This is a genomic window from uncultured Gilvimarinus sp. (assembly GCF_963972205.1).
GTDB lineage: Bacteria > Pseudomonadota > Gammaproteobacteria > Pseudomonadales > Cellvibrionaceae > Gilvimarinus > Gilvimarinus japonicus.
In genome coordinates this window covers 14,881-39,034 of record NZ_CAXAUC010000007.1, presented here as the reverse complement: position 1 = coordinate 39,034, position 24,154 = coordinate 14,881, and the positions used below count along the sequence as shown (strand labels likewise).

Genomic DNA, 24,154 nt, shown 5'->3' with positions numbered 1-24,154 from the left:
AGGATATTGCAAGAACAACGCCATCGCCGCAGCCCCGCAACACACGGCCTCGCGCGCAGCTAGCGAGCACGCGCTCTGTAAATTACGACGCGAACCGGTAGAGTTTGCAAAATCCGGCGATAGAAGATCAGCGCAAAAAGGTAGGAGGTGCGCCGGCACTTGGCCGGCGCACAGGTTTAATCGTGCTGCAACGCTGTGATCGGGTCGAGCTGTGAGGCTTTAATCGCCGGATAAATACCAAAAATCAAACCTGTGGCGGTACAAAACAACACCGCGACCACCACCGCATTTAACGACCAGGCTACAGGCCAGCCGGCAAAAGTCGAGATCACCGCCGCCAAGCTAAAGCCGAGCACAATGCCCAGCAAGCCACCAATACCGGCGATGGTGACACTCTCGATAATAAACTGGTCGCGCACGTTTTTTTCAGTGGCGCCAATGGCACGCAGTAGGCCAATCTCATTGGTGCGCTCCAGCACCGTCGCCAGCATAATATTCATAATGCCGATACCACCCACCAGCAGCGAAATTCCCGCCACACAGGACATAATAATGTTAAAGATGCGCTGGGTTTGCTCGTGCTGATTAAGCAGCTCGGCGGGCACCACAATATTGTAGTCCTGCTCTTGGCCGTGCCGCCGGTCAAGCAAATGGCCGAGGTTTTTAGCGGCCACCTGAGGGCTAATGCCGGGGCTTAACTCAACCCTAAATGCATCGATCTCCGAGGCCATATCGCGAAAGTCAAAACGCTTTAAGGCCGTCTCAAGGGGCATATAAATACGGTTATTTTCACCGGACAACTGCACGCCCTGAAAATTATCTTTACTCAGGTTTTTGCTTTTCAGTACCCCCACCACCTCCAGCCACAGATGGTTAATTTTAAGGGTCTGCCCGACAGCATCGCCACGGGGAAACAATTGATTAGCCACCGCAGTACCGATCACCACCACCTGACGATAATAGCGGTTGTCGTCATCCGTTAGCCAACGGCCGCGATCCACCTGCAAACTGCCCAACTCACTTAAGCTTGGTGTCACGCCTAAGACCTCACTGTCGCTGTCAGCATTGCGGCTAAACAGCGCGTACACCTCGATTTTTTTCTCGGCACTGTAGTTAAGCGCAAAGGGCAGCGTCTCCATACTGGCGCGCACATCTTGCAGCGATAGCCCCACCGAGTGCTTACGCACATCGCGCAAGCGCTCGCCATAAATAGACTTTTCTTCAACCAACACATTGCGCAGCCCCATAGATTCGATCAACTGCAGGGCTTCTTTTTCGGCGCCCTCACCGACGCTGACCATGGCAATAACGGCCCCCACCCCAAAGATCATGCCCAGCAAGGTTAAAAAGGTGCGCAAACGGTGAAACCACAGCTGCTCTAATGCTTCTAAGAAGCTTTCTTTTAATTTCTTCACAAGGTTTCTCCCGCGGGCTTCAGTAACGCCACTTCATCACCAGCGGTTATTCCCGCGACCACTTCAGTTTGGGTGAGGCTGCGCAAGCCCGTTTTGATAACCTGACGGGCAAACCCGCCGCCGCGCTTTACATAAACCCAGGATTCATGTTCATCTTTAAATACGGCTTGGTTGGGGATGCTCAACGCATTATCTTTATGCGCAACCCTAACGTCGCCTTCAAGCTTTTGCCCCGGGCGCATAAAACTCGGGTCGGACTGATCCAGTGCTACGATCACCTCAAAATATTTGGTGGGGCTGCGGGTGTCCCGTGGCGCGGCAATGTTAGCCAGCGCCACCACTTTACCGGTGAGCGGTCTATCGGCGTAGGCGTCCAATAAAATCTCGGCGTTTTGACCAATCTCAATTCCGGCGGCCTCGGTCTCGAGTACATAAAGGCGTGCTTGTAGTTTTTCTAAACTCGGAATCGAGCTCAACTTAGAGCCGGGCCATAATGTTTGGCCGGCGCGGACTTTTTCTCCACGCCAGTTTTTGGCGTGAATCAAAATACCACCAACCGGTGCCAGCACTTCTAGGTGCTCCAGTGCCCCCTGACGCAGTTTTATTTTATCTTGGTAGTTTTTGCCCTCAAGGCTTAACAATTGTAGCTGCGCCTCGCCCTGCGTTTTTTGCGAGCTTTGGCGCCAGTCGAGATAATCCTGTTGCGCGGCCAAATAATCTTTGCTTAACAATTGGTCGATGATTTCATTCTTTGAGTAGACGGTTAAATCGTCCACACTAAAGCGCTCGACCATCGCCTTCTCTTGCGCGACCTCACCGGCTTGCTGAACAATGGCAAACTGGTTCTGTCCCAAGCCGCGCGAGGTTACATCGCGCGATAATGAATTTTTGGCAAGCTCAAGTTCGGCGCGCTGTTTTTCAAGCTCGTGCTCAGTGCCATCAAAGCGAGCCACGACGTCGCCGGCGCTAACCCGGCTGTTCTCCTCTTTCATCCACGCCAAGGTTAACCGGCCCCGGTTACCCGACGGGGCGTTGATGGTCACCTCTTCGGCCGAGATTAACTCGCCCTTGGCCGGCACGCTAAACTCAAAAGGCTTAGGAGCGACAACCATGGTTAAGGTCGTCGACTCTTGCTCGCTGGAGCAGGCCATCAGCCCCGTTAAAAAAATCATCGCCACACCGGGTGCTACCGCCCGCGTTAACTTACAGCGCCAACTCACAGCATCACCTCGTCACCATTATTCAAACCCTCGGTAATAATCGCCTCGCCAGCTTGCCGCGCCGCTACTTTCACCTCTTGTTGGCGCTCGCCGGTTAAGCTTTTTACACGCACATAGGCTTTATCGTCCCGATACATTAACGCTTGTTGGGGCAGTGCCACGGCATTTGGCTCAATGCGCTGCACGATCGACAAGCGTGCTGCCATCCCCGGCCGCATCGCATCGGTGTCGGGGTTATCAATACGGACGACAGCATCAAACACTTTGCTGGGCTCGCGGCGCGACTTCAAACGCACAATTCGCCCCAGCGAATCCACCTTGCCGGTAAACGTGCGTTCGGGTACTGCATCTAACTTAATTTCTACCCGGTCACCGGCGCTAACTTTGTGGGCAATCTGTTCGTCGACGGTGGTTTCGATAATTAAGCTCTCTAAATCAGGTAGCTCAATCACTTTTTGAATCACCGAAAACTGATCGCCTTCAGCGGGCTTATCGCCTTCGTTGTTAGGCTTGTAAACCACAATACCAGGGCGCGGCGCTTGAATTTGCATCTCTTCGATGGCGTCCTGCTGTTCATTTACCTCCGAGGTTAAGCGCGACACTTCGCTTTCAGTAATTTCGCGGTCGACCGCCATTTGGCTGATACGGTTGGCGCGACGAAAATCCACCATGTCATAGTTCAGCTCGGCAATATGACGATCAATACGTAACTTCTCGACTTCTAAACGCGCCATCAAATCATCGACGTTACTCGATTTAAGGGTGGCTTTTTCCAGCTCCATTTTGGCTTCGGCCAAATCCAGCTCTAACTGTTCTCGCTCTTGCTTATTGTCCAATGCTTGGCTCTCTAAGCGCTGTTGCTCCGTGGCTAACGCGTTTTGCAAATCGCGCAAACGCGAGTGCTGCTGTTGCGCGTCAAAGGCCATAATACGGTCGCCCTTTTTTACCCACGTGCCCTCAGGTATTAAATAAGAAAGCTTATATTGCCAAGTGTATTTTACTTTGGGTGGGCCGATCTCGATGGTGCGCGCCGACGCCAACTCGCCAGTGGTTTGAATCGCCAACGGAATATCCGATTTACTGACGGTTAGCGTCGGCTCATCGCTGCCACCACAGGCGCTTAGCCATACCGCCAGTACAGCAACCGTAAATACTCGGGCAAAAGTCATGGCGAGCCCTCCGGGCTAACTTCCACTAATACACTCATACCGGGCAACAATCCCAATGATTTTTTATTGTCAAAGCGAATATCGACATCGATATAACCTGAATCGCCCCAGTGGTTTTTCGGTTCGGCTTGCTTGCCAATACGCTCAATAACACCGGCTACCTGGAGTGTCGGGCGGGCATCAAAACCGATACTGACCTGTTGTGCCTCATGGACTTGGGCAATGTCCACCTCATTCAGCCAAGCACGCACATGCAAGTCGTCGGTGGAGGGGATCTCCAGCACACTAAAGCCGCGCTCGACCGAATCACCCTGGCGAATTTTATTGCGGGTCCAAGGGTGATCGACGTACATAGCGGTGCCCGATCGCGCGCTGTATTGCGTCATACTATCAAGCATTAACTGCACCCGGCGCAGCTCATTTTTAGCGCCGGCAATCTCCACTTGGCTGCGCTGTTTTTCAGCGACAACATCTTCTTTTTTTACGGCCAACGCTTTGCGGGTTTCCACCTCATCATTTATGGCTTGAGTGAGCGCCAACTGATATTGCTCGTACTGCAACTCACTTAACAGCTCACTGGGAATACCGGCATCGAACTTGGCTTTTTTTAAGTTTAAAACCGCCACGTCATATAAGTGCTGCGCCTCTCTCAGCTCTAAATCTTGTATTAAGTCATTGCGCCGGCTCTCGGCTCTTACCTTGCGCAGGCCCTCTTCTAGTTGCTCCAGGTTGGCGGCAACACTGGCAGAATCGTATTGCACCACGGCATCGCCCGGCTCTACCCGGGTACCCTCTTCCACCATCCAGGCAATTTGTACTATCCATTCGTCGGTTTCCGGTGCAACAAACATTTGCGAGTCCCGCGCGGCTACCTCGCCGCTTAACAACAAAGGCTCGGCTAGCGCTGGCAAACTCAGCAGTGCCAGCAACAAACTACACAGTGCGAGACGCATTGATTTCTACCTTTTCTATTTGTCCATCGCGCATATGAATAACCTTTTGCGCGTACTCGGCAATTTCGGGCTCGTGGGTGACCAAGATGATGGTTTGCCCGGCGCGGTGTAGCTCCGAGAACAACTCCATAATTTCAACTGAGGTTTTACTGTCGAGGTTACCGGTGGGCTCATCTGCAAAGATAATTTTTGGGCGGTTCACCAAGGCCCGGGCAATAGCCACCCGCTGGCGCTGGCCACCGGACAGCTCGTTGGGCACATGCTCTAGACGGTTTTCAAGGTTGACCCGCGCCAACATATCGCGGGCGCGCTGGCGCGCATCGGCCGGGTCAATGTCGGAATATTTCAGCGGCAACATCACGTTGCGCACGATATTAAGCCGCGGCAACAGGTGAAACGACTGAAACACAAAGCCGATATCGCGGTTGCGCACCGCGGCCAGCTCGTCATCGCTCATGGTGCTGACCTCGCGCCCGCCCAGATGATAGCGACCGGAACTGGGCTGATCGAGGCAACCGAGAATATTCATCAGGGTGGACTTGCCCGAGCCCGAGGGCCCCATGATGGCAATAAATTCGTTTTCGGCGATCGCAAAGCTCACGCCCTGTAGCGCCGCCACGGATATCTCACCGCTGCGGTACTCTTTACGCAGGTTTTCCAGCTCTATTATAGTTTGGTTCAAAACGTTCATCCTGTAGGCCGCGCTGTCGAACACCCGATTATTGGGATAGATAGTAAAGGTGCAAGCTGCCGGAGTCCCTGTTGTACAATGTCGTATAATTCGTCGCAAGAAAGGAAATGCAAAGAATGTATACCAGAGTATAACCGCAACCGATTCGTATAATTGTTCCCGCCTGAGTCGGCGGTTATACTAGCCGTTTTGTTCGCCCACAACCTGTGACGAGTTTATGACCTATCTACGGCTTTTATGCGCCACCGCCCTGATTTGCCTGTGTACCGGCTGTGGCCAGCAGGGCCCGCTGTACTTGCCCGCTGAAGATTCCGCCCCATCAGAATCCACACCGGCAGATTAGTCCAAGAGAGAATCTTATGTCTTTTTTTACCGAGCGCAGCGCAGAGCTGTACGCTGAGGATGTGCGTTTAAGCGACATCGCCGAGCAATATGGCACCCCTGCGTACGTTTATAGCCGCGCGGCCTTTACCCAGCACTACTTAGCCTATGCCCAGGCGCTGGGCCAGCACCCCGGCATGATTTGCTACGCCGTAAAAGCCAGCTCTAATATCGCCCTACTCAACCTGTTGGCACGCTTAGGCGCCGGCTTTGATATCGTCTCGGGAGGCGAGCTAGAGCGGGTACTGACCGCCGGCGGCGACCCCAAGCGCATTGTCTTCTCGGGCGTGGGTAAAACCGCCGCCGAGATGGCCAAAGCACTGGCGGTGGGCATTCACTGCTTTAATGTCGAGTCCGAGGCCGAGCTAGAGCTGCTAAGCCAGGTCGCCGCAGAGAAGAGCCAAATCGCACGGGTATCCCTGCGTGTTAACCCGGACGTGGACGCCAAAACCCACCCGTATATCTCCACCGGGCTCAAAGAGAACAAGTTTGGCATCGATATTAACCGCGCCCCCGAGGTATATCGCCGCGCGGCCGAGCTGCCCAACATTGATATCCAGGGCATCGACTGCCATATCGGCTCGCAGTTAACCGAGCTGGACCCGTTTTTGGATGCCCTCGACCGGTTACTGGTGCTGGTGGATAACCTCAGCGCCGATGGCATTCAGATTAGCCACTTAGATTTGGGCGGCGGCCTGGGCGTCACCTACCGCGACGAGCAGCCACCCGAGGTGGCGACTTATATGGCGGCCATTAAAGCCAAAATCGGTGACCGCGAACTGGCGCTGATGTTTGAGCCGGGCCGCTCGATTGCCGCCAATGCCGGGGTATTGCTGACCAAAGTGCTCTACCTAAAGCCCACCGAGGCGCACAACTTTGCCATTATCGACGCCGCCATGAACGACAATATCCGCCCGGCTCTGTACCAAGCCTGGCAAGACATTCGCCAACTGGCGCCCTCTAAAGCCCAGGCCAAGCGTTGGGACTTAGTCGGTCCGGTATGCGAAACCGGCGACTTTTTAGGCAAAGATCGCGATTTAGCCCTCGCCCCCGGCGATTACCTCGCGGTGATGTCCGCTGGCGCCTACGGCTTTACCATGAGCTCGAACTACAACACTCGCGCCCGCGCGGTGGAGATCTTGGTGGACGGCGACCAAGTCCACGTGATCCGCGAGCGCGAGAGCTTTGTCGATATGATTCGCGGCGAGCATATCGTCGAGCAATAGCGCGGCATGGGCAAAGACCGGCCAATTACGATAATATGGTTGGTCTATCATTTAAGAAGTCAGCATCAGGAACCCCTATGCGATTGCGGTTTACTAAAATGCACGGCCTTGGCAACGACTTTGTTGTCATCGACGGCATCAGCCAGAAAATACGCCTTAGCGCCGACAAGGTGCGAGCGCTGGCCGACCGCAACTTTGGTATCGGTTGTGATCAACTGCTGCTGGTCGAAGTGCCCACCTCACCCGATGTGGATTTTTGCTATCGCATCTTTAACGCCGACGGCACCGAAGTCGAAAACTGCGGCAACGGCGCGCGCTGCTTTGCCCGCTTTGTGCGCGATCGCCGCCTGACCGGGAAAAATGTTATTCGGGTGCAAACCGCTTCGGGCGTTATGGTGCTCACCGTCGATGAAAATGACAACGTCAGCGTCGACATGGGCGTGCCAGTGCTGGAGCCTGCCGAGATCCCATTTACCGCCGACAATCGCGCGGTGGTTTACCCTCTTACGGTGGGCGATCACGACATCAGTGTATCGGCAGTTTCCATGGGCAACCCCCACGCGGTATACGTAGTCGATGACGTCGACAGCGCACCGGTAGAGAGCCTGGGCCCGCAAATAGAGTCTCATCCGCGTTTTCCCCGCCGGGTTAACGCCGGCTTTATGCAAGTAATAAACTCGGGCGCCATCAAACTGCGCGTTTACGAGCGCGGCGCGGGCGAAACCCTCGCCTGTGGCACTGGCGCTTGTGCCGCCGTCGTCGCCGGCCGGCTGCGGGGCATATTAGATGACAACGTCGATGTCGAGCTGCCCGGCGGTCACCTAAACATTCAGTGGGCCGGAGAAGGCCAACCGGTCATTATGACCGGCCCCGCGACCAGTGTATTTCACGGACAGGTCAAAATTTAATATGACGGACAACAGCGACAACACGCCTCCCATGCCAAGCGCCTCAGACGTGGTTCGCTACCTGATGGCGCACCCGCAGTTTTTTTCTGATCACCCGGCCCTGCTGGCCGAGATCGAACTGCCCCACGACAGTGGTACCGCCATCTCCCTCGTCGAGCGCCAAGTGGCGGTGCTGCGCGATCGCAACATGGATATGCGCCACCGCTTAAGCCATTTACTCGATAACGCCCGCGACAACGATCGCCTGTTTGATAAAACCAAACGGCTGATCTTAGAGCTACTAGAGGGGCGCGACTTAGGCGACATTATCGACGCGCTGCACTACAGCTTTGACAAAGAGTTTGGTATCCACTTTACCCGCACCTTGCTGTTTGGCGACACCGCTAGCATCGGAGGCTCACAGGCGCGCGTGGTTAGCTTAAAAGAAGCCCGCGATAACATTGGCGCACTGTTAAAAAGTAATCGCTCGTTTTGCGGCAAGCTGGGCGACAAAGAAAAAGCATATCTGTTTGGCGACGCCGCCATGCAGGTGGGCTCGGCGGCAACCGTACCGCTCAGCAACGGCCAAACCTTTGGCCTGCTGGTCATCGGCAACCGCGACCCTAAGTACTATCGCTCCAGCATGGGCACCTTGTTTTTAGCCTATATTGCCGAGGTACTCAACCGCTTACTGCCGCGCTATTTGCCACAATAAAACGACGCAAAACATAACCTGCGGCGCCATCAAAGAGACGGCTTATGCTCACATCTGAAGCACTGCCACTAGAGTCTGAAGTCGAGGCCTTTACACAATACCTGCGGGTAGAAAAGCAACTCTCTGCCCGCACCCTAGACGCCTACCGGCGCGACTTGCGCAAGCTGCAGCAATACGCCGAAACCCGCGGCCTAAACAACTTTAGCGCCATCAATCACCAAGAGCTGCGCCTGCTGCTCGCCCAGCAACACCGCACCGGCAGCGGCGGCAAAACCTTAGCGCGCTGGTTATCGGCGCTGCGCAGCTTTTTTCGCTTCGCCATAAAGCGCGGCTGGACGGACGCCAATCCCGCCGAGGGCCTACAGGCACCCAAATCACCCAAAAAATTGCCCAAAACGTTAGACGTGGATCAAGCCGGTCAATTTGTGCAACTGGACGGCGACGATTTTATCAGCCTGCGCGACGGTGCCATGGTCGAGCTAATGTACTCGTCGGGCTTGCGTTTAGCCGAGCTGGTGGGCAGTAACATACACGATATCGATTTGGCTGGCGCCAGTATCCGGGTGACCGGTAAAGGTAATAAGCAGCGCGAGCTGCCCGTAGGGCGTTTTGCCATCGCCGCCGTTAAACGTTATTTAAGCGTCCGGGATTTACACGCTAACGCCAGCGAGCAAGCACTGTTTGTCAGCAAAAGAGGCAGCCGTATTAGCCACCGCAGTGTGCAAGCGCGGCTTGAGCAAATCAGTTTGCGCCAAGGCGTAGGTCAGCCCGTACACCCACACATGTTGCGCCATTCATTTGCCAGCCATATGCTCGAGTCCAGCTCGGATTTACGTCTGGTGCAAGAACTGCTAGGCCACGCCAACATCTCAACCACTCAGGTTTACACTCACTTGGACTTTCAACATTTGGCAAAAGTGTACGACAGCGCTCATCCGCGAGCGCAACGGCGCCGCGATAGCGAAGATGATAAGCAAGATTAAATGACAGACAAAAAAAGGCGCGGCCAAAGCCGCGCCAACACAATACAAAGAAGAGAGCCCATGTATCTCTGTCACATTCACCGGAACGAATGCAGAGCTTTAGAGTAGTCAGCTTAATGCCCGGTTACAATGTTATGCATACGTATACAAAGCCCCGCACCGACTGAATACGTATGCACCTTCGTCACACTACACCTCCGCTCCAGTGCGCTTCTGGCAAAGAATTTACCCCCATCAAGCGGGCAAGATCGCCAAACAATTGGTGAGTCCCCCAGATACGTTGAGGGTCTGCATTACTGCCGTTGCCACAGTGGATAATCCGCCCGGTATTGAGCGCGCCACCGGCCCCCCCGGCTAAAGTGACCGAGCCTGCCGCGCCCCCGTGTTGAGAACCATCTCCCACCTCAGAGAACATCACCACTAAGGTATCGTCCAGCAACCCTTTATGGTTCAGCTGCTCCAAAGTATAGGCCAGCAAGGAATGATACCATCGCACCTGTGCGGTATGGGGAACATCGCCTGGCCGGTGGGAAGCACTGTGGCTGGCGAACTCGTTGTACCAGCGCGTCATTGGCGTTACCGGATCACCGTTCTGACTGGGCTTAATTCCCTGATCGAGCGCTTGCTGCGCCATTTGCCAACACTCGTCGTACGAGTAGTTAACCAGATTGCCATTTTCATCGCCTTTGGATAGCTGCAATGTTGCTACCCGATGTAAACCACAGGAAAACGCACCGACAATATTATCAATCTGCGCGCGGCATAAATGCGGAAACATTTGCCATTCGGTTTGACTCAACGCTTGCGTAGAATTGGCGTAGGGGTCCGATAAAACATCTGTACTAAACGCGCATTCACCGACTTGCACGCCCGACTGATCTTTTAATCGCTTTAACGCGTTTTCATGAATGGCAAGTTTACTCCGGCGCGCGGTATCAAGCGTGGCATTTGCCAGCGAGTCAAAATCGTCCAAAATGGCCTCATAGATACGGCGCATCTCATCGGACTGCGGGCTATCCACATCACCAATACCCAGCGCCAGCTTCGCCGCCACATCGCGCGGATCGTTATTGGGAATCGGTCGCTCAGTGGTACCCACATTACGTGGCTTAGAAATCATAATGTCCGACTTAGATCCGGTGCGCACGCCGAGGCTCAGCACACTCTCACTCCCGAGCTGCTCGGCAATTAAATGATCAATGCTAGCGCTGGAGGCGCTAATATCTTTATTACCCGTTAAAATACCACGCATATCGTTGTAGTGCGCACCGGCGCCCGAGCCGATATCCAGCGTTAAGTTTTTTAACACAATCAGGCGATCGTGCCAGTTAGCCAGAGGCCCCAAACCAAAACTCAACTCTTGCGAGCCGCCAATGCCGCCGTCAAATTGCGCCGGCCGCCAGTTGTATGGCACTACCCCGTTGGGGTAGTACAAAAACAAAACACGCTGGGCCCTACCGGTTTGGGCGTAGACGTTTTGCCCCAACATTTGTCCAGCAAAGGGCAGTAGCGCGCCAGTACGCGCCATATTAAGCAATAGCTTCCGCCGTGATCGGTTCGTTACTGTTGTCATGATAATTCTCCTATCGCTTAGCGGCGCTGAGTGAAACTATCGGATAACACCAAATCTTTCAGCATGTCGCGCATGCCGCCCCCGTTTCGAAGATCCTGACTGTACGAGCGAATAATAATTTCGTCGCTCAGTTCGTTTTCTTCACGCCCCACAAAATAGCGATAAAACTGCCGCGCAAAACAAGCCTCGCCCTGCCCGCTGCCGGCGATTAACGCGGCCAACTCGGCGATAGAATGATACGGTACCGCCTCGCTGTCCGGGTCCATAACGGTCTCGGGAGAGTACAAGCTCTTTATCGCACCACTAGCGTCAATCTCTTGGGTTTCACCATTGCCCAGAGTTTCGATGACCCGATACAAACCCTGACTGTCATAGCGCTCAAAGCCAAAGCCCACACCATCGATAAACTGGTGGCAGGCGCGGCAGGCGGGCTCTTGGGTGTGACGCGCCGTCGCCTCACGGTTACTGTCGTCATCTTCAAACTGAACATCAAAGTTGGCCGCGGCCGGAGGTGGAAACTCTTGGCACATGAGCATCTCCCGCACAAACACCCCGCGCTTAATGGGCGACGGATTCACCGTATTAGTACGCGAAGCTAAAAAGCTAGCGTGCCCCAATAAACCCGCGCCGGTGCGCGGATCATCGTTAGCGTAACGGCGCATCCCCCAACCTTCGGTTGTCTCCCCGGCGAGACCATAATGGTCAGCCACCAAATCATTCGCCTGGGTATACTCCGCCAACAGCAGCTCAGAGAAAGGCATATTTGATTCGATGTTATCGAGCACAAAGCGCACAGTTTCTTCTTTTAGTGCCACCACTAAATCGGGGTTATTAATCGCTGGGAATGGGTACTGGTTGTTAATAAGCCACCCCTTGATAAAGCGAAGTAAACCGCGCTCGGCACGGGCATCGTCAAGCACATAGCTCAACGCGCTATTAATATCAAAGTCGCCATCGTCTGCCATATCCATCAGTACCGTATCGGGCGTAGTGGCCCAAAAGGTATAGGTGAGAGACGTCACCACTTCATAAGCGGACAGCTGGTATAGCCCCGATTCTGCATTTAGTTGCCCGAGCTCTGAGCGGTACATAAAATGCGGCGACATCAACATGGCTTGCAACGCACTGCGGCCGGCATCCTCATCGCTGAACAAGGCGAGATAAGCGTCGATCTCGCCGCTCTCGAGTGGACGACGAAACAAGCGCTTACCAAAGCGTTCAATGGCGCAACGCGCTTCTTGGCAACCGTTAGCCAATCCGCGAAAGGTATAGCGGGTTATCGCTTGTTCGGCGAGTTCTTTGGCTACCATTTGATAGCCCAGAGTACGATCGTAACCCGAGGTCAAATATGATGCAGTGGTAAAGTTTCTATAGCGCCCATCCGCCGGCACGGTATCCATGATCTCAGCCGAGAAGTTAATATTAAACACGTCTCTTACGCTATTGAGATACTCCTCTTTGGTTAATAGGCGCAGGTTACGCGCATCAATAGCATTGCCCTCACACTCGGCACCGTTGCAAACCGATTGCTCCCAGGCATCGGCAATAATCATCCTCGAGATTTCAAAAGCACAGTCGCTCTCGCTGGTACCGCTGCAACTGGCCGCGTTATCCATCGGCATAAAATCAGCGATATAATTGGCGAGTAAGCTTTGGTTCCAGGACTCACCTAAATTATTAATGGCAGTCGCGACCCCGCCATTACCATCATCACCGTGACAAGTCGCGCATTGCGCGGCGTAAAAATCTCTTCCCGCTTGATACTTATCGGACTGCCCGGCAAACACTGCCTGCACAGAAACATTGTGCTCGGGAATTAAAACCTGTACTCGACGGTCGCTAACCGACCCCACAATAAATGCCGCGCCATCGCCCTGCCAGCCGGTAAATTCAGTACCCAATGGCGCATCATCGGCGGTTACCGTCACCACACTTCCCACCGAAAAATCTCGCTCATTATTTTCGGTACTGCCGCCAATAACCGCCAGCCGAACAATCTCGGCATTGTTTTCAGTGTCGTCATCCCATGGCTGCAATTGGCCATTGCTGTAGCTAGACGACTGGGTAATATTATCGATATCAGCGGTTTGCTCACCGTTGCCGCCATTGTTAAAAACCACATTCACCGAGTCTTCAGGCAATAAGTCGGCATCGATCTGGTAGCTCCACCAACCATCACCACCATTGGTCATCGCGACTCCAGGCCAATCAGCAAAAGGCTGATCGACGCCATTCACGGTTATCCACAGGTAGGCGTGTACCGCGGGCCAGTTATCGCTGTTATCGTAGCGTAGAGATATCCCTTGCTCCGCCTCGACAAGATCGACACTCGCCGTTAAATCACCCACTTGTGCCGACACCGTTGCCGTTCCGTTCGCTAAGCGGGTCACTAAGCCTTGTTGATTCACACTGACGACATCATTGCCACGAGTGATGTGCCAACTCGCCTCGCCAAATAAATTCACTTTGGTACCATCGGTTCGTACTCCATAGACTACCAATTGCTGCTCTGCAGTCAGTGCGAGAGGGTTGGGTGAAATGGCGATAGCGCTCAGGGCGGTATCGATGTTGACCACCTCGATATTGACCGAGCTATCGTAGCCCCCCGCTTGAACCGTCAAACTCGCTACGCCTGCAGATTCTGCTCGCAGGATGACTTCATTCCCAGTAATCGACTCCACCGTTAAAATACCGGGGTTACTGGTCACGGCGGCAGTGATGGCCTCCACCGCATGGTTAAAACCATTGTTAAAAACGGCGGCAACGTTTGCCGTAACGGTATCACCTGGGTTGACGGTCTCAGCCACATTGACGTCAAGAGCTACCTGCTCCGCTCTGGGAGCGGCAATCCAATCATTAAAGAACGCAGCAGCTAAAGGATTCGTGTAGAGCGTTCCTTTCGGCATCCGGTTGCCATCGCTAACCTGATAAATATGAACCAAGCTATCAGTAGGGCTAAAGGGTTTGATGCGATATTTACCACCGCTGGTCTGTACATTAAGTAGTTTCATCTGCGCCAGTGGGGTGTCATAACGCATATCCATAAAACTACTGGAGTGACAATGCGAGCAGTTAGTGTCTAGATATGCCTTTGCTCGCGCCGTTTGGTTCGCATTGGTATCAGTCAAGGCGCTAAACGCGGTAAAACTACGGGCGTCATCAATCACCGAGTCAAACATGCCAACATAGTTAAACGCATCGATCTGATTATCCGTTATGCCAGCGTAATCAAAATCGCGATTCAGCTGACGGGTATGTAGTGCCAACGGGTCGCGACTGCCGTTACCAGTGTGGCACGAGCCGCAATCAGCAGGAGCCTGTACAGCTCGCTCGCGGCCTTCGGCATCGGAGTCGGTAACGGTTGATGTTTGGGTCACCAACGTCGCCTCACTGTGTTCAGAATTCCAACGATAATTGGCCGCCTGCCAGTTTCCGGTTTCTTGGCGAAACAAAACCGACGTGGTAAAGGGCACTTGAGCACCATCACTGGCACTAACCGTTTTGTGTTTAACCAAGACTGAACCGGCGGGAAGATCCCAATCCTCTGTTGCCGAAAAGTTAATAACCTCACCCTCGGGTACCACCATAAAATGCCGAACATGAGCACCATCAAACCAGCCTTGCACGTTAACGTCGTACTCAATCACACCATCAAGTGGTGTTAACGGTTGCAAGCTTGAGAATAACCCGGTATCCGATAGCCGCTTGGGAATACTCGCTCGCTCGGCATCATCATCTAGCAAACGATAAATCGTCGAGTTGCCGCCGTACTCAACACCGTAGGTCGATACCAATAACGACTCACCATCAGTACCGGTACCAAATGAGGCGATATTCTCAGGAAAAGCGTCACTCACGAGTGCCTTGTCTTCACCATCGGCAACCGCCCAAATCTTTTTGGTAACATAGTCACCAAACACAAATCGACCACTCAACCCTGGCAACGCATTGCCACGATAGACGATACCGCCAATAATGGAGCGACCGACAGGATGGTTATAGCCCTCCCGTGGAGGCTCGAAATCTGTGCTACAACTTTTAGCTGGGTGACCCCCTAAGTTGCCGCGATTGTCTCTACCTTCACATACGGGCCAACCGTAATTTTTACCTTTTTTAATTAGATTGACTTCCTCAAAGCCCGCCTGACCGACCTCGGTTTCCCACAAGGTATAAGGCGCTTCAGAATCAAACGCCCAACGCCAAGGGTTGCGGTGCCCGTAGGACCAAATCTCCGGGCGAAAGCCTGCCACCCCTACAAAAGGATTATCGCTGGGTATATCGTAGTACTTGCCGTTCACGGGTTGCTCGAGAGGGTTAATACGAATCATCGAGCCAAGTAAATTGCTCGTCACTTGAGCGTTATTGTTGGTGCGCGGGTCCTCCGCATACGAAGTCATAGCGCTATGACCGTAGGCACCATCGCCCACCCCTAGATAAAGGTAATTATCTTCTGGGCTAAACTGCAACATGCCACCTTTATGATCGGGACCCGGTTGCGCGATACGAAGAAGCTCTACACTCGACCCGGCTAAAACTTCTGTGGGGTTGTAAGGATCGTCGACAGTCCAACGCTGTAACACACCATCACCAAACTGACCATTAGGCTCACGTTCATTGTCGTTAGTGCCATTAATATAGTAACCGTAAATAAAACCGTTAATGGCGTAGCTGGGATCAAAAGCAATGCTCAGCAAACCCTGTTCGTGATAATTTTTTACCTGACTCGATATATCCAACAGAGTTACCACATCCGCCGGCGTTACATCAGGCGTATCCGGAAATGCATAAACCACGCCTGGTTTATCGACAACAAACATTAAGCCACTGGTCATTTCGGGCGTAATCATAACCGGTGACATAAACTGATTAGTCAGATTTGGATAGGCAACCTCAAAGCGATAATTACCCTGAGAAACACGACCGACGATGGGAAAGTTATGCGGCTGCGCAAGTACCGGTCGCTGAGTCATCCCCGGTACATCCCCGCTGCCCAATACCGTGACCTGTAATGAGTCCGTAACGGTATTGCCTGCCGCGGTGGTTAGAGTCAGTGTCACAGTAGACACTCCTACCGCTTCGAAGGCGGGGCTCATTACTTGCTCACCAAACAAATCTTCCGCCCACTGCGCACTACTCCAGCGAGCCTCTTGATAGGGTCCACTGGATGCAGCGGCCGACAGTTCGAGACCATCTCCTACTGTAATAACCCGGTCTTCACCTGCATTGGCGACAGGAAGCTCCCCCGCAACATGTAACCCGCAATCGGCGAGATCGCGCCAGCCCTGAGCGCTGTAGCAAGCATCCCCGCTGTAGGTTAAATCTTCTGTCTGTTGATTGCCGGCATCATTAAAAATGATATTGACTGTACTCGGCATCTCACCACTCAAATGCGGTGTCACATCAAAGCAATAATGATCGCCAGTTTGTGTCATCGCATTGCCGGGCCAAGGTGCCGTCCCGGTTAGGGCACCATCGGGAACTGCTCCCCAGAGGTAAATATAAGGCTGCTGAAAATCGTTAGGGTTGGTAAAGCAAAGACTGTTACTGCTGACTTGATCAACATCGGGCGCGGGGTTAACTGTCAATGAGAAACTGTCGCTGGCCAGTTCATCGCTCTCTGAAACGGCCGTGGCGGTAACCGTGTAACTTCCTGCGGATGATAAAATGGGCGATACAACATTATTGCCATTTATCACCTCAGGCCAAACATCGCTTGTCCACTCAACACTCGCGATTTCTCCATTGTTGGCGGTAGCTTTAAGCGTCACAGAGCTACCGGCATCAGTCGTTACGTTGTCACCGGCGTCAATAGCAAATGCGGGCATGTATGCGGTAAAGCCACAATCGGCTAAGCTCACCCACTGACTGCCAGAAAAGCAAGCATCCCCCGTCAACAATAGATCGCTTGTTTGATCCCCTTCATTATTGTGAAAAATAACATTAACTGATTCGGGAAGTGAGTCAGCTTGCAGCAATGGCGACAAATCAAGACAAAGGTAACCATTATTATCCGCTAGCTCATAGCCCGGCCACGCCTTGAGCTGGAACGTTGAAGCGGCGGGACGAGCATCCCAGAAATAAACATAACCCTGATTGTAATTGTTTGGATTCGCAAAACAAACGGAATGTTCGGCTATTGTCGTTTCAGGCTCTGGCTCAGCATCTGCCACGCTAATCTCGTGTGTTACATCATTAAAACGAATAATGTAGCGACCCGCCCCCGATGTCACTACATAGTCGTTTTGTGGATAGGATTCGGTCCAATTATCAAAACGTGAAATCTTAAATCGAGGATTATCGTCGCCAAATACTTGCGTCGTTTGCCAGAGCTGAACATCTTCATCATAGGTTAATGCGGTAGCACCCCAGTTATTGGAGGTACCGCGCAGATACGCACTATCCCACTGCTGCGCCTCAGCGCTAACCGCCACAAGCATACTTGAAACAGCAAAAAGAAGACCACAACGAAAACAGCGCTGCATACTAGCGATTATGCGATTGTTATAAATCATAGCAATCTACCCAGTCATTATTATTAGCGCTGTAACAGGCGCCATTATTGGAAGAACACGCTCAATACCGTCAGAGCAAAAACTTTCAAATAAACTTGCGGGAAAAATACCGTTAAAGGTATTTTTTAGGCACGTAATTTCCCGAAAGAACTTCACTAGGCGTTAATATCGATCTGTAAAATAGTCATCAGATAAAACTAGGCCGGGCGGCCTCATATCAAGCGATAAATTAACGCCTTATAAAGTTCACTGGAAAATAACGTCAGCGTGAGTGCTGTCTATAAAAAGAGAAATTACTGAAAGGTTCAGGAAGATATTCATGTGCGCCCTCGTTATTATTTATGGCTGCGATTTTATCTCTATCATCCAAGACTATGGACAGTTCAGTTTTTGTTCAACATGAATACGTATGCAATAACGCTTATTTGTCAAAAGCTATGACGAGGTATTTTAGACAGGAGAATAAATTATAGTGCGGCATTAACCGAAGAAGGGAAGGGCCCGCTGCTATGCACAGCGAGCCTAGATGTTTAACGAGTAAGCGCAGCGAAGTAGGCGTCGAATGGAGCTAAAAGCAATGTATCCTCTTGTAGCTGACCCGAAAACCCATGACCACTTACAGGGGTTATCTCGCCCTCGTCACACAGCGCCCGAGTGCACTCTGTACTCACTGATTGCGACGACAAATTAAAAACCGCCAATAATGTTTGTTCAGAGGTAGCGCGGGTAAACGCTAATAGGTTCTCACCTAAATCGTAAAATTTAATATCACCCCACAAAAGTGCAGGCTGCTGTTTGCGCCAATCGGTAAAAGTCCGATAGGCATTCAGCACCGAGTCGGGCGCGTCATCTTGAATCGATACCGCGCGGGCCAAATGTTCTTGCGGCACAGGTAACCAAGGTGAGCTATCGGTAAAACCACCGGCCACACCGTTACTCCAGGGCATCGGCGTGCGGCATCCATCGCGCCCCTTAAACCGTGGCCAAAAAGCAATACCGTACGGGTCTTGCAGCTGATGCTGGTCGATATTCGCCTCAGTTAAACCCAACTCTTCGCCTTGGTAACTGCAAATACTGCCACGCAATGAAAACAACATCGCGTTGAGAACTTTTGCCAGTGCCGGCGAAGCGCTATCGCCCCCCCAGCGGCTAAGGACACGGGCCACATCGTGATTGCCAATCGCCCAGCAGGGCCAGCCTTCACCCAGACCTTGCTCTAAAGTTTCGACAGTATGGCGAATGTACGCGGCCGAAAACTCTTCCGACAACAGCTCAAAGCTGTAAGTCATATGCAAACGCTTGTCGCCTTGGGTGTATTCGGCCATGGTGGCGAGAGAATCTTCCGAGGAGATTTCACCCAGAGTTACCGTGCCCGGATACCGATCCATCAAGCAGCGAATCTCTTGCATAAACTCAAGATTCTCGGGCTGGGTGTTATCAAAAAGGTGGCGCTGAAACGCGTAAGGATTGTCCTCGCTAAAGCCACGGCCTTTGCGCTCAGCGGCAGGTTTTGCCGGATTGTTACGCAGCTGTTTATCGTGAAAACAAAAATTGATGGCATCCAAACGTAAACCATCGACGCCGCGCTTTAGCCAAAATTCCACCTCGGCCAAAATTGCCGCGCGCACATCGGGATTATGAAAATTGAGGTCGGGTTGGCTTTTTAAAAAGTTGTGCAGATAGTACTGCTCGCGGCGCGGCTCCCACTCCCACGCGCAGCCGCCAAAAATAGCCAGCCAGTTATTGGGAGGCGTGCCGTCCTCACTTGGGTCGGCCCACACATACCAATCGGCTTTGAGGTTATCTTTTGATTCGCGGCTTTCCTGAAACCAGGCGTGCTGATCGGAGGTATGGCTCAGCACCTGATCGATAATCAGCCGAATGTCACGTTTGTGTGCCTCGGCGATTAAACGATCGATATCGTCCAGCGTGCCGAACAGCGGGTCGACGTCCCGGTAATCGCTAATGTCGTAACCAAAGTCTTTCATGGGCGAGCGAAAAAACGGCGACACCCAAATAGCATCCACCCCCAGGCTTGCGATGTAATCGAGCTTGTCGATAATGCCGGCAATATCACCCACACCGTCACCATTACTGTCCATCAATGAACGGGGGTAAACCTGATAGATAATGGCGCCGCGCCACCAAGGAGTGTTTTGCATGATACATCCTAAAAGTTCGGGTCCGTGGGGCTCACAAGAGCCTCCGGCATTCGTTATTGTCAATTCACCTATAACAGGCCTAGAAAAGACTAATTCACCCGCTGGAACACGCGCAAGCCACTGCATTCGTATGCAGCGCAAATTGGCTATGAATACGTATGTATTTGGTTGCCGCTCCCTCTGGGCTCGATTATCTTGGACGTCAATGCCCTATTTTGCGCCGCACGACCCCGCTAAGTGACGGGCTTAAAATGATAAGAGAGATGTAACATGACCCTTGGCAAATTACTCCCCAGCCTAATTGGCAGCATCGCCGTAGCGACCCTTACAGCGTGTAACGATACCTCCAGCCACGACCCGGTAAATGACGAAGCCGTATCGGTCGCCCCCAACGCACCCGGGGCGCCGCCCACTTGGGCTTATTCGGGCAAAACCGGCATCGGCACCAGCTACGAGCAGTACCACAACGGCGAGTACAGCGACCAAGCCGCCACCGGCGCAGTGTCTAAGGTATGGTTTTCGCTGGCCCAAGGTATTGTGACCGAAACCATGTACGGGCTGATTCACGAGGCACAAATTAAAGACATGCAGTTTGTGGTGAGCGGCCCGGGGTTTGTGGACTTAGAGCAAGACGCCACTACCACTGAGATTGAGTATTTACACACCGACGCCGAGGGGCGTCCGCTATCGCTCGCCTATAAAATCACCAATACCGATAAAGACGGGCAGTACAAAATTGAGAAACAGCTCGTCACCGACCCTCAACACAACACACTACTACAGCGAGTAACGTTTACCGCGCTCGCCGATGACATTACCGCACACTTAGTCGTCAACCCGCACATCGCCAACACCGGCACCGGCGACATCGCACATGGTGACGGCCACTACTGGTACGCCAGTGAAGGCGACACCAGCATGGTGATTACCACGCAAGCCGAGGTGCAAGGCTCGGTCGGGTTTGTCGGCACCTCCGATCTATGGAGCGATTTGGACGATGGCTCGCAGGAGCATTTTTACCGCTCTACCGGCGCGGTACCGGGCAATGTCAGCATTGCCTTAACCCTTCCCACCCTGAGCAACACCCGCGCCCAATGGGATTTTGCCTTAGGTTTTGGCGGCAGTGATAATGCGGCGCGCGAGCAAGCCGATGCATCGTTAAGCCGTGGCTTTAGTCAAGTATTGGCCGAGTTTAACGGTGCAGGCGAAGCCATCGGCTGGGAAGACTACATAGCCAGCCTTGAGGCATTACCCAACTTAAGTGCCAGCGCTACCGACGGCGGCAAATTAGCCTACGCCAGCGCCCTGGTGCTAAAAGCGCAAGAAGATAAAACCCACGCCGGTGCACTGATCGCCTCGCTGTCCAACCCTTGGGGCGACATCGTCCCCGCCACGCAATCATCCACCGGATACAAAGCCGTTTGGCCACGGGATTTTTATCAAGTTGCCATGGCCTTTTTAGCCTTGGGCGACACCCAAACCCCCGAGGTGGCGTTTCGCTACCTGAAAAAAGTCCAAGTTGGCCCGCAAACGCCAGGCTATACCGGCGCGCCCGGCTGGTTTTTACAAAAAACCCACGTCGACGGCACCCTTGAATGGTTCTCCGTGCAGCTTGATCAAACCGCCATGCCCATTATGCTTGGCTGGCGCTTATGGCAAGAGGGCATCTTAAATGATGCCGCTGCACGCCAGTGGTATCGCGATATGCTGCGTCCCGCGGCCGACTTTTTGGCCGATGGTGGCGATATCTCACTAGGCTGGAACACCACCAGCATCCACCCACCCTTTACCCAACAAGAGCGCTGGGAAGAACAAGAGGGACACTCCCCCTCCACCACCGCCGCCATTATCACCGGCCTTGTCAGCGCCGCCGAACTGGCCGAGCTGGCTGGCGAACCCGAACGAGCACAGCACTACTTAGCTCGCGCCGATGAATACGCCGACAAGCTCAAATCGCGTACCTTTACCACCGATGGCGCACTGGCAAGCAAAGGCTCCGACGGCCGCTACTTTTTGCGCATTAACCGCAATGATGACCCCAGCGATGCCGCTAAACTGATGGATCGCAATGGCCAAGGGCCGCTAAATGAGAGCGAGATTGTCGACCCCGGCTTTTTAGAGTTGGTGCGCTACGGCGTGCTACCGGCCACCGATGCCGCCGTGCGCGACTCGCTGGATGAGATCGACAGCGCCGAACTGCCCGATTATTTACGGGTAAAATACGACTTTAGCAAAAATGGTCAACAATACTCTGGCTGGCGCCGCTACGGTGGCGACGGCTACGGCGAACGCACCGGCGATGGCACCGGTTACGCTATTGGCGGTAAAAATCACGCCGACCAACGCGGTCGCGTCTGGCCATTCTTAAGCGGCGAGCGCGGCCACTATGAGCTGGCTTACGTACTGGCGACCGACAACCAGAAAGCGGTTGCCGGATTGAGTAATACCTACGCCGGCGCGCTAGAGGCCTTTGCCAACGAGGGGCTAATGCTCCCGGAGCAAGTCTGGGACGGCGTGGGCAACAACAGCACGTACCAGTACGCCAAAGGCCAGGGCACTAACTCGGCGACACCGCTTGCCTGGACCCACGCCGAATACATTAAGCTGTTACGCTCACTCAATGACCGCCAAGTGTGGGATCATTACCCAGCAGTAGAAGAGCGTTACGAACCATAACAACACTAGGGGCGCAAAAATGCGCTGCCAACGATATAACAACAAATAATGAGACCTCTATGACACAGGCCGCCAAGTCCCGCCCGGAGCTAAGCTTCTGGCAAATCTGGAATATGTGCTTCGGCTTTATTGGCATCCAATTTGGCTTTGCGCTGCAAAATGCCAATGTCAGCCGTATTTTTCAAACGCTGGGTGCTGAGATCGATGAATTGCCCATTTTATGGGTCGCGGCGCCGATTACCGGCCTGCTGGTACAGCCCATCGTCGGCTACTTCTCGGATAAAACCTGGAACCGCTTTGGCCGCCGCCGTCCCTACTTTTTGGTGGGGGCGCTACTTACCAGTGGCGCGCTGTTTGTCATGCCTCACTCGCCCACCTTGTGGATGGCAGCGGGTATGCTGTGGATTATGGATGCTTCCATTAACATCTCGATGGAACCGTTTCGCGCCTTTGTCGGCGACATGCTACCCCAGCGTCAGCGTACGCTGGGCTTTGTGATGCAGGCGTTTTTTATCGGCGTCGGCTCGGTGGTGGCCTCTTCATTACCGTGGCTAATGACCAACGTTTGGGGCATGAATAACACCGCCGTCCCCGGCATTGTGCCCGATTCAGTCATCTTCTCGTTTACCTTGGGCGGCGTTGTGCTGCTGCTGGCCATGAGCTGGACGATCTTCACCACCCGCGAGTACTCCCCCGAGCAATTGGCCACCTTTAACGCCCAAGAGGGCCAGGTAGAATCGCTCGCTGACCGTATCCATCGCCCCGCCGCACGCTACCTTAAAGGCGGCTTTGCCTGGTGTGCTAGCGGCGTCGTAGGCGCGGGGCTTATCTACGGCTTGGGCCTCAATGGTGAGCTGTATATTCTGGCCGGTGGTATTGCCGTGTTCGGCTTGCTGCAAGTGCTGGCCGGCTGGATGCAAAACGCCGGCAACACCGATCACGGTGTGTACCACGTCACCCACGACCTATTTCATATGCCGCGCACCATGATGCAATTGGCGGTGGTGCAGTTTTTTTCGTGGTTTGCGTTATTTGCTATGTGGATCTACGTAACCCCCGCCATCGCCAGCTTTCACTTTGGCGCCACCGATACCAGTGGTGCGTTGTACAACCAAGGTGCCGATTGGTCCGGTGTACTGCAGGGCTCGTACAACGGTTTTGCTATGCTGGCGGCGTTTATCATCCCGCTGATGACCCGCAAACTGGGCCGCAAACTCACCCATGCCATTAACTTACTGTTGGGCGCCGCTGGTTTTATCTCGTTTGTGATCATCAAAGACCCCAGCTGGCTACTACTGTCGATGGCGGGGGTAGGCTGCGCCTGGGCATCGATCATCTCTATGCCTTACGCCATTTTGTCCTGCGCTTTGCCGGGACACAAAATGGGCGTGTACATGGGGATTTTTAACTTTTTTATCGTGATACCGCAGATTTTGGCCGCCAGTGTGCTGGGGTTACTGGTGGGCGTCGTGTTTGAAGGGCAAAGCATCTACGCGCTGGTATTGGGCGGCGTGTGTTTTATCATTGCCGCCGGCTTTACCATGCTGGTGGATGACGAGGATTAGACGAGTTTAACACCGCTATAGCGGGG

Annotated in this window: 14 protein-coding genes; 6 read left to right on the top strand and 8 right to left on the bottom strand. The window is 53.4% G+C overall.

Annotation, left to right across the window (positions count from 1 at the left end; translation table 11 throughout):
* Positions 1–176: 176 nt before the first annotated feature.
* From AACY82_RS11655 to AACY82_RS11635, 5 genes are read right to left on the bottom strand one after another with little or no spacing between them, the layout of a single operon-like run.
* A complete protein-coding gene (locus AACY82_RS11655; RefSeq protein WP_339616994.1) occupies positions 177–1,415 on the bottom strand; it encodes an ABC transporter permease in 1,239 nt (412 codons plus the stop codon).
* Positions 1,412–2,635: an efflux RND transporter periplasmic adaptor subunit gene (locus AACY82_RS11650; RefSeq protein WP_339616993.1), complete on the bottom strand. Its 1,224-nt coding sequence runs from the start codon at positions 2,633–2,635 to the stop codon at positions 1,412–1,414. The genes AACY82_RS11655 and AACY82_RS11650 overlap by 4 nt, the downstream gene beginning before the upstream one ends.
* Positions 2,632–3,804: an efflux RND transporter periplasmic adaptor subunit gene (locus AACY82_RS11645; protein WP_339616992.1), complete on the bottom strand. Its 1,173-nt coding sequence runs from the start codon at positions 3,802–3,804 to the stop codon at positions 2,632–2,634. Before AACY82_RS11645 ends, AACY82_RS11650 begins: the two co-directional genes overlap by 4 nt.
* Positions 3,801–4,757 (bottom strand): HlyD family efflux transporter periplasmic adaptor subunit, encoded by a 957-nt coding sequence (locus tag AACY82_RS11640; RefSeq protein ID WP_339616991.1) that lies wholly within the window; start codon positions 4,755–4,757, stop codon positions 3,801–3,803. Before AACY82_RS11640 ends, AACY82_RS11645 begins: the two co-directional genes overlap by 4 nt.
* On the bottom strand, positions 4,738–5,448 hold the full coding sequence (locus AACY82_RS11635; RefSeq protein ID WP_339616990.1) for an ABC transporter ATP-binding protein: 711 nt from the start codon (positions 5,446–5,448) through the stop codon (positions 4,738–4,740). The genes AACY82_RS11640 and AACY82_RS11635 overlap by 20 nt, the downstream gene beginning before the upstream one ends.
* 359 nt (positions 5,449–5,807) lie before the next feature.
* Here AACY82_RS11635 and lysA point away from each other — a divergent pair, with 359 nt between their 5' ends.
* From lysA to xerC, 4 genes are all read left to right on the top strand, one after another.
* A complete protein-coding gene (lysA, locus tag AACY82_RS11630; RefSeq protein ID WP_339616989.1) occupies positions 5,808–7,055 on the top strand; it encodes a diaminopimelate decarboxylase in 1,248 nt (415 codons plus the stop codon).
* A gap of 77 nt (positions 7,056–7,132) precedes the next feature.
* The gene (gene dapF, locus AACY82_RS11625) at positions 7,133–7,963 is read left to right on the top strand and encodes a diaminopimelate epimerase (RefSeq protein WP_339616988.1); all 831 of its coding nucleotides are present in this window, start codon (positions 7,133–7,135) and stop codon (positions 7,961–7,963) included.
* A gap of 31 nt (positions 7,964–7,994) precedes the next feature.
* On the top strand, positions 7,995–8,657 hold the full coding sequence (locus AACY82_RS11620; RefSeq protein ID WP_339617131.1) for a DUF484 family protein: 663 nt from the start codon (positions 7,995–7,997) through the stop codon (positions 8,655–8,657).
* Positions 8,658–8,701: 44 nt separating this feature from the next.
* Complete coding sequence (gene xerC / locus AACY82_RS11615) at positions 8,702–9,640, top strand: tyrosine recombinase XerC (protein ID WP_339616987.1); 939 nt, start codon at positions 8,702–8,704, stop codon at positions 9,638–9,640.
* A gap of 184 nt (positions 9,641–9,824) precedes the next feature.
* Here the strand turns inward: xerC and AACY82_RS11610 are convergent, their stop codons facing one another.
* From AACY82_RS11610 to AACY82_RS11600, 3 genes are all read right to left on the bottom strand, one after another.
* On the bottom strand, positions 9,825–11,213 hold the full coding sequence (locus tag AACY82_RS11610) for a DUF1552 domain-containing protein (protein ID WP_339616986.1): 1,389 nt from the start codon (positions 11,211–11,213) through the stop codon (positions 9,825–9,827).
* A gap of 17 nt (positions 11,214–11,230) precedes the next feature.
* Positions 11,231–17,644, bottom strand: a complete 6,414-nt coding sequence (locus AACY82_RS11605; RefSeq protein WP_339616985.1) for a starch-binding protein — start codon at positions 17,642–17,644, stop codon at positions 11,231–11,233.
* A 611-nt stretch (positions 17,645–18,255) separates the two neighbouring features.
* Positions 18,256–19,887: an alpha-glucosidase gene (locus AACY82_RS11600; protein ID WP_339616984.1), complete on the bottom strand. Its 1,632-nt coding sequence runs from the start codon at positions 19,885–19,887 to the stop codon at positions 18,256–18,258.
* A gap of 270 nt (positions 19,888–20,157) precedes the next feature.
* Between AACY82_RS11600 and AACY82_RS11595 the strand changes: the two genes are divergently transcribed.
* Both AACY82_RS11595 and AACY82_RS11590 read left to right on the top strand, forming a co-directional pair.
* The gene (locus tag AACY82_RS11595) at positions 20,158–22,563 is read left to right on the top strand and encodes a glycoside hydrolase family 15 protein (protein ID WP_339616983.1); all 2,406 of its coding nucleotides are present in this window, start codon (positions 20,158–20,160) and stop codon (positions 22,561–22,563) included.
* 59 nt (positions 22,564–22,622) lie between these two features.
* Positions 22,623–24,128 (top strand): MFS transporter, encoded by a 1,506-nt coding sequence (locus tag AACY82_RS11590; RefSeq protein ID WP_339616982.1) that lies wholly within the window; start codon positions 22,623–22,625, stop codon positions 24,126–24,128.
* Positions 24,129–24,154 lie beyond the last annotated feature (26 nt).

Excerpts from the sequence above, each read along its gene's own strand:
- AACY82_RS11620 (WP_339617131.1), top strand. The coding sequence starts at position 7,995 with ATGCCAAGCGCCTCAGACGTGGTTCGCTACCTGATGGCGCACCCGCAG.
- AACY82_RS11635 (WP_339616990.1), bottom strand. The coding sequence starts at position 5,448 with ATGAACGTTTTGAACCAAACTATAATAGAGCTGGAAAACCTGCGTAAA.
- AACY82_RS11595 (WP_339616983.1), top strand. The coding sequence starts at position 20,158 with ATGACCCTTGGCAAATTACTCCCCAGCCTAATTGGCAGCATCGCCGTA.
- AACY82_RS11645 (WP_339616992.1), bottom strand. The coding sequence starts at position 3,804 with ATGACTTTTGCCCGAGTATTTACGGTTGCTGTACTGGCGGTATGGCTA.
- AACY82_RS11600 (WP_339616984.1), bottom strand. The coding sequence starts at position 19,887 with ATGCAAAACACTCCTTGGTGGCGCGGCGCCATTATCTATCAGGTTTAC.
- AACY82_RS11590 (WP_339616982.1), top strand. The coding sequence starts at position 22,623 with ATGACACAGGCCGCCAAGTCCCGCCCGGAGCTAAGCTTCTGGCAAATC.
- AACY82_RS11640 (WP_339616991.1), bottom strand. The coding sequence starts at position 4,757 with ATGCGTCTCGCACTGTGTAGTTTGTTGCTGGCACTGCTGAGTTTGCCA.
- dapF (WP_339616988.1), top strand. The coding sequence starts at position 7,133 with ATGCGATTGCGGTTTACTAAAATGCACGGCCTTGGCAACGACTTTGTT.
- AACY82_RS11610 (WP_339616986.1), bottom strand. The coding sequence starts at position 11,213 with ATGACAACAGTAACGAACCGATCACGGCGGAAGCTATTGCTTAATATG.
- xerC (WP_339616987.1), top strand. The coding sequence starts at position 8,702 with ATGCTCACATCTGAAGCACTGCCACTAGAGTCTGAAGTCGAGGCCTTT.
- lysA (WP_339616989.1), top strand. The coding sequence starts at position 5,808 with ATGTCTTTTTTTACCGAGCGCAGCGCAGAGCTGTACGCTGAGGATGTG.